This is a genomic window from Streptococcus intestinihominis (genome assembly GCF_046824975.1).
GTDB lineage: Bacteria > Bacillota > Bacilli > Lactobacillales > Streptococcaceae > Streptococcus.
Genome location: NZ_JBKQBL010000003.1, coordinates 278,926 through 289,582, shown reverse-complemented (window position 1 = coordinate 289,582; position 10,657 = coordinate 278,926). Strand labels below are relative to the sequence as shown.

Below are 10,657 nucleotides of genomic sequence, written 5' to 3'. Positions count from 1 at the left end.
GCGTTCATTCTCTTCTTGGAGTCGCTCTAGTTCTGTCATTTCTTCCCAAGTTTTCTTACGTTTACGTCCCATTTTAGGTACTCTCCCTCTCGTTTTTTCAACAATAGTATACCCGTTTTTCTTGTATTGTGCCATCCAATTTGGAAGCATACCACGATTTGGGAGAGCATATTCGAGAGAAATTCTATCTTGAGACCAGTTTTCATGTAGAACTTTATCAATCATTTCTTGTTTTAATTCAGGAGAGTAGTAACGATTTTTTCCTTTTTTGACGAACTCTATTCCGTAACAATCAATCAATTTAATCATGTACCTAAGATTAGAATTGTTTATCCCAAATTTATTTGAAAGCTGCTCTAAGCTATATCCTTGTTTTCTAAGTTCATAGATCTGAACTTTATCCTTATAAGTCAATTTCATAATAAAAACACCCCAAAAGTTAGATTTTTTCTGTCTAACTTTTGGGGTGCAGTTCAAACTAAAGCTTTTTTTGTTTTATCAATTGTTTTCTAAATAGTTTTTAATAATCTGTAATTCATCTTGGTTCAAGGGGCGGTATTGACCTTCTGCTAGGTTAGGGTCTAATGAAAAATCTCCAAATTTGATTCGCTTGAGGCTAGTTACCTTGACACCGACAGAGAGAAACATCTTTTTCACCTGATGGAATTTCCCCTCAGACAGGGTGACCAGGGCCTGGCTTCCTTCGGGGCTGGAGCTAAGGATTTCGAGTTTAGCCGGCTTACACCTGGTCCCATCTAAGAAGGTAATCCCGTCTTGAAAACGATCGATATGAGTAGCTTCTAGAGGGCCGTTGACTGTGACCGCGTATTCTTTTTCGATATGGTATTGGGGATGAAGAAGTTGGAAGCCTAGAGGACCATTGTCTGTCAGTAGGAGGAGGCCAGTCGTATCCCGATCTAGTCGGCCGATAGGATAGGTATTGGGTGTCCGGTCTTCTGCTCGGAGAAGGTCCAGCACTGTAGGATGTTGGGCATCCTTGGTAGCCGTAACCAGTCCTTGAGGTTTATGAAGAAGAAAATAGCGATGGGAACAGTCGGTAAGGACTCGATCCTTCCAACAAACTTCTTGGAGACCGGTATCGACATTTTGGGATAATTTTGTCGCAATACGTCCATCGACCAGAATCTGCCTTTTGGCCAGGCTTTGTTTAATTTCCTTACGAGGAATTTGGTAGTGGGCCAGTAATTGATCTAATCTCATAAAAGACAGGATAGCATGAAATGGAGAGAAGCACAAGTATTCGGAAAAAGGATGAAGAAAAGGGATAAAGAGGTGAAAAATTTTCATGAATAGAGTGGTTAGGAGTGGGAATGAGAAAGCAGGTTTTCGAAAGAAAACATGAAAACATTTACACTTACTTGAGTTAAGTCATTTGCTTAAAATTGTGGTATAATCGTTCAGTTAGAAAATAAATTTTTGAATACAATAGAGGAAATCATGACAAAATTAAGAGAAGATATCCGTAATATCGCGATTATCGCCCACGTCGACCACGGTAAAACAACCCTCGTTGACGAATTGTTGAAACAATCTGAAACTCTTGACGCGCGTACAGAGTTGGCAGAGCGTGCAATGGACTCAAACGATATCGAAAAAGAGCGTGGAATCACCATCCTTGCGAAAAATACAGCCGTTGCTTACAACGGGACTCGTATCAACATCATGGACACACCAGGACACGCGGACTTCGGTGGAGAAGTTGAGCGGATCATGAAAATGGTTGACGGTGTTGTTTTGGTCGTAGATGCCTACGAAGGAACCATGCCGCAGACTCGTTTCGTATTGAAAAAAGCCTTGGAACAAGACCTTGTGCCGATCGTTGTAGTCAACAAAATCGATAAGCCATCTGCTCGTCCAGCAGAAGTAGTAGACGAAGTCTTGGAACTCTTCATCGAGCTTGGTGCGGATGATGACCAACTTGACTTCCCAGTTGTTTATGCATCAGCGATCAACGGAACATCTTCCTTGTCAGATGATCCAGCAGATCAAGAAAAGACCATGGCGCCAATCTTTGACACCATTATCGATCACATCCCAGCTCCAGTTGATAACTCAGATGAGCCGCTTCAATTCCAAGTGTCTCTTCTTGACTACAATGACTTCGTAGGACGTATCGGTATCGGACGTATCTTCCGTGGTACCGTAAAAGTTGGGGACCAAGTAACCCTTTCTAAACTAGACGGCACAACGAAGAACTTCCGTGTTACGAAACTCTTTGGTTTCTTTGGTTTGGAACGTCGTGAAATCCAAGAAGCTAAAGCAGGTGACTTGATTGCCGTATCAGGTATGGAAGATATCTTCGTTGGTGAAACCATTACTCCAACAGATGCTATTGAAGCTCTTCCAGTTCTTCATATCGATGAGCCAACCCTTCAAATGACCTTCTTGGTCAACAACTCACCTTTTGCTGGTCGTGAAGGGAAATGGGTGACTTCTCGTAAGGTCGAAGAGCGCCTTCAAGCAGAATTGCAAACAGACGTTTCTCTTCGTGTAGAACCAACAGACTCACCAGATAAATGGACCGTTTCAGGACGTGGGGAATTGCACTTGTCTATCTTGATCGAAACCATGCGTCGTGAAGGATACGAGCTTCAAGTATCTCGTCCAGAGGTTATCATTAAAGAAATCGATGGTGTGAAATGTGAGCCGTTTGAACGTGTGCAAATCGACACACCAGAAGAATACCAAGGGTCCGTCATCCAAAGCCTTTCTGAACGTAAGGGTGAAATGTTGGATATGGTTGCAACAGGTAACGGTCAAACTCGTTTGGTCTTCCTTGTTCCTGCGCGTGGTTTGATTGGATACTCAACTGAATTCTTGTCAATGACTCGTGGTTACGGGATCATGAACCATACCTTTGACCAATACTTGCCATTGATCCCAGGGGAAATCGGTGGTCGTCACCGTGGTGCCCTTGTTTCTATCGATACTGGTAAGGCAACAACCTACTCTATCATGTCTATCGAAGAACGTGGAACCATCTTTGTTAACCCAGGTACTGAGGTTTACGAAGGCATGATCATCGGTGAAAACTCTCGTGAGAACGACTTGACTGTTAATATCACGAAGGCTAAACAAATGACTAACGTTCGTTCCGCTACTAAGGACCAAACAGCGGTTATCAAGACTCCTCGTATCTTGACGCTTGAAGAATCACTCGAGTTCTTGAACGACGATGAGTACATGGAAGTAACACCTGAATCAATCCGTCTACGTAAACAAATCTTGAATAAGGCAGAGCGCGAAAAAGCAAACAAAAAGAAAAAATCAGCTGCAGCTGAATAAGAAATAAGAAAGGAGTGACAAAATGGTTTATTTAATTATAGGTATTTTGATCCTCCTTTTTTACCTTTTTGCAGCTCCAAAGAGCATCAGAGGAACTCTGAATGTAGTTACCCTAGTCGTATTATTGGTCTCTTTGGTCATCCTCCTTTGCTTAGCGATTTTCCAAATTTTCCAATTGCCTTCAGAATTTTTTGTGGGCGCCTTCCTTGCTTTTGTAGGCTATCTGGCCCTCGTTGATATTTCGCGATTGCCGACCAAGTCTTCTAAACGCCTGGATAAATCAGAATAAACTGGAGAGCTTGTCTCCATAAAATAGAGTTGTTGTGATTTAAAATCATGGCGACTCTTTTTTTATGAAAGATGCTGAAGAGGTCATTTTTGCTGTCTTTAGACTTTTTAAATTGTCTAAAAAAGGGTAAAATAGAAGGTGAACAAATTGGAGAGAAAAAAGCTATGAACGTCATTGAAACATTTAAAAATAAAAAAGTCCTTGTTTTAGGATTGGCTAAGTCTGGAGAATCTGCAGCGCGACTACTCGATCGCCTAGGAGCTATCGTAACGGTGAATGATGGCAAAGCCTTTGAAGAAAATCCTGCAGCCCAAAGCTTGCTGGAAGAAGGGATCAAAGTTGTGACAGGAGGACATCCTCTGGAACTCTTGGATGAAGACTTTGCAGTGATGGTGAAGAACCCTGGAATTCCTTACACGAATCCTATGGTTGAACGAGCCCTTGAAAAAGGCATCCCTGTTTTGACCGAAGTTGAATTGGCCTACCTCGTTTCAGAAGCGCCCATCATCGGAATCACTGGTTCAAACGGAAAAACAACCACCACTACCATGATTGGAGAAGTATTAACTGCCGCTGGACAAAACGGTCTCTTGTCTGGAAATATTGGTTTTCCAGCTAGTCAAGTCGCTCAAACAGCGACAGCTAAAGACACATTGGTAATGGAATTATCTTCCTTCCAATTGATGGGGATTGAAGCCTTTCACCCAGAAATCGCAGTCATTACCAATTTGATGCCGACCCACTTGGATTACCATGGATCTTTCGAAGGCTATGTAGCTGCAAAATGGGCGATTCAAAAGAATATGACTGCCAAGGATTTTGTAGTACTAAACTTTAACCAAGATTTAGCCAAAGACTTGGCGCAGCAAACAGAGGCTACTGTGGTGCCATTTTCAACCCAAGAAAAGGTGGACGGAGCATATTTAGAGGACGGTGTCCTTTACTTCCGAGGTGAAGCCGTCATGCGAGCAGACCAAATTGGAGTACCAGGCAGCCACAATGTAGAAAATGCTTTAGCTACCATTGCAGTGGTCAAACTTCGTGGCATTGACAATCAAACTATCCAAGAAACCTTATCAGCCTTTGGCGGTGTGAAGCACCGCTTGCAGTATGTAGCTGAGATTGAAGGGGTGAAATTCTACAATGATAGCAAGTCTACCAACATCTTAGCAACCCAAAAAGCCTTGTCTGGCTTTGATAACGCTCATGTCATCTTAATCGCTGGTGGCTTGGACCGAGGCAATGAGTTTGACGAATTGGTGCCAGATATTACTGGTCTTAAAAAGATGGTCATCCTTGGAGAGTCTGCTGAACGGGTGAAACGAGCAGCGGATCAAGCGGGTGTGTTCTATCTAGATGCGACGGATGTGGCAGACGCAACGCGCAAAGCCTTTGAATTAGCTGAGCCGGGCGATATCGTCTTGCTTAGTCCAGCCAATGCCAGTTGGGACATGTACGCGAATTTTGAAGTACGGGGCGATGAGTTCCTTAAAACAGTAGAAGAGTTGAAAAATTAATATGAAAAAAATAGTATTTACAGGGGGAGGTACAGTTGGGCATGTGACCTTGAACCTTCTCCTCATCCCTCGCTTCATCGAGGATGGTTGGGAAGTTCATTATATTGGAGACAAGAAAGGGATTGAACACCAAGAGATTTTGAAGTCTGGTTTGGACATCTATTTCCATTCGATTGCGACGGGCAAGTTGCGCCGTTATTTCTCTTGGCAAAATATGTTGGATATCTTCAAGGTCTTCTGGGGAATTCTCCAATCAATTTGGATCATGCTTCGTGTACGGCCACAGGTTTTGTTTTCTAAAGGAGGCTTCGTTTCTGTTCCTCCGGTAGTGGCTGCACGACTCTGTTTTGTTCCTGTATTGGTCCACGAATCCGACCGTTCCATGGGCTTGGCCAATAAAATTGCTTATAAGTTTGCGACAAAAATGTTCACAACCTTTGAGCAGCCGAAAAGCCTAGTGAAAGCCCAACATGTGGGAGCTGTGACCAAGGTTCATCAGGAAGCCCTTCCAATCCCAGTAGAATTGGAAGCAGTATTTGCTCAATTTGATCCACAGTTGCCAACCCTTCTCTTTGTGGGTGGCTCTGCTGGCGCGCGAGTGTTCAATGAGTTTGTCACAAAAAATCGAGAAGCCTTGTTGGCAAGCTACAATGTCATTAATTTGACAGGGGACTCTTCCTTGAATGAACAAGCACCTCATCTTTATCGCGTGGATTACGTGACGGATCACTATCTTCCTTTGCTCCAAAAGGCAGACCTAGTAGTGACCCGTGGTGGTGCCAATACGATTTTTGAACTCTTGGCCATGAATAAGCTCCATATCATCGTTCCCCTAGGGAAAGAAGCTAGTCGGGGAGATCAGATTGAAAATGCTCAATACTTTGTGGAAAAAGGCTATGCAGAAACCATCGCCGAGCCAGAATTGAGCATGGATCGGTTGCAAGAAATGATGGATAAAATGTTCCAAGAGGCTGAAAGCTATCATCAAGCGATGAAGGCTTCGAATGAATTGCTTTCCTTGGATGAATTTTACAGTCTAGTTCATCAAGAAATTAATAAAAGGAAAAAATGACGGATAAGAAGAACCAAAATACTCCTAAAGAAGTCACAAAGCTCTCTGAATGGCAGAGACGAAACCAGGAGTATCAAAAAAAGAAACAATTAGAAGAGCAAGAAGAAAAAGAAAAGAAGGCACAAGAAGAGAAGGAAAGACAGGAACTTCTGAATCAAAACGCTCCCTCTGAAGATCCAGAAGCAGATGGGCAAGATGGCGAGTCTGCAGAAGTAGATGAAGATGAGAATGTAGCTGATCTAGCTGAGGAGGAAGTGCAAGAAACACTTCCTGACGAAACAGATGAAGAGGATGAAGAAGAAAAAATCATCTACCTAACAGAGCCTTCAGAAGATAGGTTCGAAGATGAGGAACTAGCGAAGAAGGCCAAAAAGGAAGGTCAGATTGCGAGACGTCACATCTACAGAGCTATTCCTGTTTTGGTGATCAGTACCTTGATTGCAGTCTTTTCTGCCTACCTTTTAACACCCTTAGCTAAGCAAAAAATCATCGAATTTTCAGGGAATAAAAATGCGGATCAGACCTTGTTGTTTGAAAAGAGTCAGATCCAAGACCGGGATTATACCTTGACAACCTTTTTAAATCGGGATCGCTATCTTGCCAATATGAAGGCAGCAAGTCCATGGGTCAAAGATATTTCGATGACCTATGCCTTCCCTACGACGTTTAAGGTTCAGGTTGAGGAATACCAGGTCTTTGGTTACTATGTGACGGAGGAAGATCACTATCCCATTTTAGAGAATGGGGAAGTGGTAGAGACACCAGTTGCTGCGGATCAGCTTCCTAAGACTTACCTAGCCGTTCGTTTTTCTGATCGAGAATTGGTCCGACAATTCGTCAAACATTTGGGGAAAATACCATCTTCTGTGCGCGATGAAATTGAGTCAGTGGACTTGACACCGAGCAAGGTGACGAAGGATTTGGTGACGCTGACCATGAAGGATGGCACTAGGGTCCTAGTACCGGTATCTCAAATCAAGCGTAAATTGCCATATTACCATCAAATTCGCAAGCTGATTGAAGATGACAGTGTCATTGATATGGAAGCTGGTATATATAGTTACAATGCAGAAACAATGGCCACTTTAACTCTGGAAAAGAAAGAAAAAGAAGAAGGGGAAGGGAACAAAACAGAAGAAGCTGATGCTAACTCGACAGATTCTGATGAGAGTGCAGTCGTAACCGAGCAACACGAAGAAGTTCCCGCTGAGTAAACCCTCATAAATTATCTGAAATAAATAAAGAAAATATGCCCACTATGGGCATTTTTGTGTTATAATGAAATTTGGATAGTTCTAACTAAAATGGAGCTATTAATTGACGTATAGGAAAACAAAAGAGAGAGGACTGGTGTAATGGCTAGAAACGGCTTTTTTACAGGTTTAGATATCGGTACTAGTTCAATAAAAGTATTGGTGGCAGAACATGTCAATGGAGAAATGAATGTAATTGGAGTCAGCAATGCAAAAAGTGCTGGCGTCAAAGATGGAATTATTGTTGATATTGAGGCTGCTTCTAATGCGATTAAAAGTGCAGTAAGCCAAGCAGAAGAAAAAGCAGGAATTTCAATCAATCTTGTGAACGTTGGGTTGCCAGCAAACCTTCTTCAAATTGAAGCAACTCAAGGAATGATTCCTGTAACCAGTGATTCAAAAGAAATTACGGATGCAGACGTTGAAAATGTTGTCAGATCTGCTTTGACAAAGAGTATGACTCCAGACCGTGAAGTCATTACCTTTATTCCAGAAGAGTTCACAGTTGACGGTTTCCAAGGAATCCGCGATCCACGTGGAATGATGGGGATCCGTTTGGAAATGCGAGGTCTCTTGTATACTGGTCCTAGAACTGTCCTCCATAATTTACGGAAAACAGTTGAACGTGCTGGTTTGCAAGTTGAGAATATCATTATTTCACCACTTGCAATGATTAAGTCTGTATTGAACGAAGGAGAACGTGAGTTTGGTGCGACCGTCATTGATTTAGGTGGAGGACAAACGACAGTAGCTTCTGTTCGGAATCAAGAACTCCAATTTACAAATATCTACCAAGAAGGTGGCGATTACGTTACCAAAGATATTTCTAAAGTATTGAAGACTTCTCAAAAATTAGCAGAAGGCTTGAAGTTCAACTATGGAGAAGCTTATGTTCCATCAGTTGGTGATGAAGTCTTCCACGTTGAGGTGATTGGGGAAGTAGAACCTGTCCAAGTATCTGAAAAATATTTGGCAGAGATTATTTCAGCTCGGATCAAACACATCTTCGACCAAATTAAACAGGATCTTGAAAGAAGACATTTGCTTGATTTGCCTGGAGGAATTGTCATCATCGGTGGTGGTGCTATTCTCCCTGGTATTGAAGAATTGGCGCAAGAAGTCTTTGGTGTAAATGTGAAATTGTATGTTCCAAATCAAATTGGAATCCGCAATCCAGCTTTTGCCCACGTGATTAGCTTGTCTGAATATGCTGGAAATCTCACAGATGTAGATATTCTTGCTCAGGCTGCTGTACATGGAGATCAACGTCTTCGTCAGCAACCAGTTCAGTTTGAACGACCAGTACAGCAACCAGTTGTTCCAGCATATGCACCGGAAGAAATTGAGCCTGTAGTTAACGTCGAGCAACAACATCCAGTTGAAGAACAAAAACAAGAAGAAAAAACTACCTTTACAGACCGAATGAAGAATTTAATCGGTAATATGTTTGATTAAGGAGTGTAAGTATTTATGACATTTTCATTTGACACAGCAGCGGCACAAGGTGCAGTTATTAAAGTAATCGGTGTCGGTGGCGGTGGCGGTAATGCCATCAACCGCATGATTGACGAAGGAGTTGCTGGTGTAGAATTCATCGCAGCAAACACAGATGTACAAGCACTTTCAAGTGCAAAAGCAGAAACAGTTATCCAATTGGGTCCTAAGTTGACTCGTGGTTTGGGTGCTGGAGGTCAACCTGAGGTTGGTCGTAAAGCCGCAGAAGAAAGTGAAGAAGTATTGACAGAAGCTTTGCAAGGTGCAGACATGGTCTTCATCACTGCAGGGATGGGTGGAGGATCTGGTACAGGTGCTGCACCAGTCATCGCTCGTATTGCTAAAGCTGTTGGTGCTTTGACAGTAGCCGTTGTAACTCGTCCTTTCGGATTTGAAGGAACAAAACGCGGAAACTTTGCAATCGAAGGGATCAATGAACTTCGCGAACATGTGGATACCTTGTTGATCATTTCCAACAACAACTTGTTAGAAATTGTAGATAAGAAAACGCCACTTCTTGAAGCATTGAGCGAAGCAGATAATGTCCTTCGCCAAGGGGTTCAAGGGATCACTGACTTGATCACAAGCCCAGGCTTGATTAACCTTGACTTCGCTGACGTGAAGACTGTTATGGAAAATAAAGGAAATGCCTTGATGGGTATTGGTGTAGGTAATGGTGAAGAGCGTGTCATTGAAGCGGCTCGTAAAGCTATCTACTCACCACTCCTTGAAACAACCATTGACGGTGCTGAAGACGTGATCGTCAACGTTACTGGTGGTTTGGATATGACCTTGATTGAAGCAGAAGAAGCTTCTGAAATTGTTAACCAAGCAGCTGGTCATGGCGTAAACATTTGGCTCGGTACATCTATTGATGAATCAATGAAAGATGAAATCCGCGTAACGGTTGTTGCAACTGGTGTTCGTCAGGATAAAGTTGAAAGAGTTAGTGGAATTGCATCTCATGCACCAAGTTCAGCACGTTATTACCAAACTGGACCACGTGAACAACGTCCACAAACCCCACAATTCGATCGCGAATTCGATTTGAAGGAAGAAATCGAAATGCCTACTCCTCAATCACGTGCTAAACAAGAAACACCTCGTGGATCTGCGTTTGGAGATTGGGACATTCGTCGTGAAAATATTGTACGTCAGTCTGATACTAGCACTGGTCGTCAAGTTGAACGCTATGTAGATTCTTCTTCAGAAGATGATGAGTTGGAAACACCACCATTTTTCCGTAATCGTTAAGAATGAATCTGATTGAAAATAAAGAGCGAATATTCTCGCAGGTTGCACAAGCAATGGAAACAGCAAACCGCACGGATCAGGTCAATGTGATTGCTGTTACTAAGTATGTTGGTATCGACCAAGCTAAGGCTTTGGTTGATACAGGAGTCTGTCATATCGGTGAAAACCGTGTTGATAAATTTCTAGAAAAATACCAAGCTCTAAAAGTTGAGGGACTGACCTGGCATTTGATCGGTAGTCTCCAACGTCGTAAAGTAAAAGAAGTTATCAATTATGTAGATTACTTCCATGCTTTAGATTCTATGAAGCTTGCCCAAGAAATTCAAAAAAGGGCGAGTCACCCAATTAAATGTTTTATACAAGTCAATATTTCTGGAGAGGAAAGCAAGCATGGATTTGCTCCTGAAGAGCTCGATGCGATTCTTCCTGAACTAGAAGGCTTGGATAACCTACAAATTGTTGGATTAATGAC

At 42.5% G+C, this 10,657-nt stretch carries 10 protein-coding genes; 8 read left to right on the top strand and 2 right to left on the bottom strand.

Going from position 1 to position 10,657, the window contains the following annotated elements; genetic code table 11:
• Positions 1-420, bottom strand: a 420-nt coding sequence (locus ACLOR3_RS06615) for a transposase (RefSeq protein ID WP_497867747.1), incomplete at its 3' end; no start/stop codon positions are given.
• A gap of 78 nt (positions 421-498) precedes the next feature.
• Complete coding sequence (locus ACLOR3_RS06610; protein WP_411400664.1) at positions 499-1,221, bottom strand: 16S rRNA pseudouridine(516) synthase; 723 nt, start codon at positions 1,219-1,221, stop codon at positions 499-501.
• Positions 1,222-1,458: 237 nt separating this feature from the next.
• Here ACLOR3_RS06610 and typA point away from each other — a divergent pair, with 237 nt between their 5' ends.
• From typA to ACLOR3_RS06570, 8 genes are all read left to right on the top strand, one after another.
• Positions 1,459-3,306: a translational GTPase TypA gene (gene typA, locus ACLOR3_RS06605; RefSeq protein WP_048715791.1), complete on the top strand. Its 1,848-nt coding sequence runs from the start codon at positions 1,459-1,461 to the stop codon at positions 3,304-3,306.
• 22 nt (positions 3,307-3,328) lie between these two features.
• Positions 3,329-3,595, top strand: coding sequence for a DUF3165 family protein (locus ACLOR3_RS06600; protein WP_023026447.1), 267 nt, complete (start codon positions 3,329-3,331; stop codon positions 3,593-3,595).
• A gap of 164 nt (positions 3,596-3,759) precedes the next feature.
• Positions 3,760-5,112, top strand: coding sequence for a UDP-N-acetylmuramoyl-L-alanine--D-glutamate ligase (gene murD, locus ACLOR3_RS06595; RefSeq protein ID WP_411400661.1), 1,353 nt, complete (start codon positions 3,760-3,762; stop codon positions 5,110-5,112).
• 1 nt (position 5,113) lies between these two features.
• The gene (locus ACLOR3_RS06590) at positions 5,114-6,184 is read left to right on the top strand and encodes a UDP-N-acetylglucosamine--N-acetylmuramyl-(pentapeptide) pyrophosphoryl-undecaprenol N-acetylglucosamine transferase (protein WP_411400659.1); all 1,071 of its coding nucleotides are present in this window, start codon (positions 5,114-5,116) and stop codon (positions 6,182-6,184) included.
• Positions 6,181-7,398, top strand: a complete 1,218-nt coding sequence (locus ACLOR3_RS06585; protein ID WP_411400657.1) for a cell division protein FtsQ/DivIB — start codon at positions 6,181-6,183, stop codon at positions 7,396-7,398. Before ACLOR3_RS06590 ends, ACLOR3_RS06585 begins: the two co-directional genes overlap by 4 nt.
• Positions 7,399-7,539: 141 nt before the next feature.
• Positions 7,540-8,892, top strand: coding sequence for a cell division protein FtsA (ftsA, locus tag ACLOR3_RS06580; RefSeq protein ID WP_411400655.1), 1,353 nt, complete (start codon positions 7,540-7,542; stop codon positions 8,890-8,892).
• Between the two features lie 15 nt (positions 8,893-8,907).
• Positions 8,908-10,185, top strand: a complete 1,278-nt coding sequence (gene ftsZ / locus ACLOR3_RS06575) for a cell division protein FtsZ (protein ID WP_048715782.1) — start codon at positions 8,908-8,910, stop codon at positions 10,183-10,185.
• Between the two features lie 2 nt (positions 10,186-10,187).
• On the top strand, positions 10,188-10,657 hold a 470-nt coding region (locus tag ACLOR3_RS06570), incomplete at its 3' end, for a YggS family pyridoxal phosphate-dependent enzyme (protein WP_412037087.1).

Excerpts from the sequence above, each read along its gene's own strand:
- typA (WP_048715791.1), top strand. The coding sequence starts at position 1,459 with ATGACAAAATTAAGAGAAGATATCCGTAATATCGCGATTATCGCCCAC.
- ACLOR3_RS06600 (WP_023026447.1), top strand. The coding sequence starts at position 3,329 with ATGGTTTATTTAATTATAGGTATTTTGATCCTCCTTTTTTACCTTTTT.
- ftsA (WP_411400655.1), top strand. The coding sequence starts at position 7,540 with ATGGCTAGAAACGGCTTTTTTACAGGTTTAGATATCGGTACTAGTTCA.
- murD (WP_411400661.1), top strand. The coding sequence starts at position 3,760 with ATGAACGTCATTGAAACATTTAAAAATAAAAAAGTCCTTGTTTTAGGA.
- ACLOR3_RS06610 (WP_411400664.1), bottom strand. The coding sequence starts at position 1,221 with ATGAGATTAGATCAATTACTGGCCCACTACCAAATTCCTCGTAAGGAA.
- ACLOR3_RS06590 (WP_411400659.1), top strand. The coding sequence starts at position 5,114 with ATGAAAAAAATAGTATTTACAGGGGGAGGTACAGTTGGGCATGTGACC.
- ftsZ (WP_048715782.1), top strand. The coding sequence starts at position 8,908 with ATGACATTTTCATTTGACACAGCAGCGGCACAAGGTGCAGTTATTAAA.
- ACLOR3_RS06585 (WP_411400657.1), top strand. The coding sequence starts at position 6,181 with ATGACGGATAAGAAGAACCAAAATACTCCTAAAGAAGTCACAAAGCTC.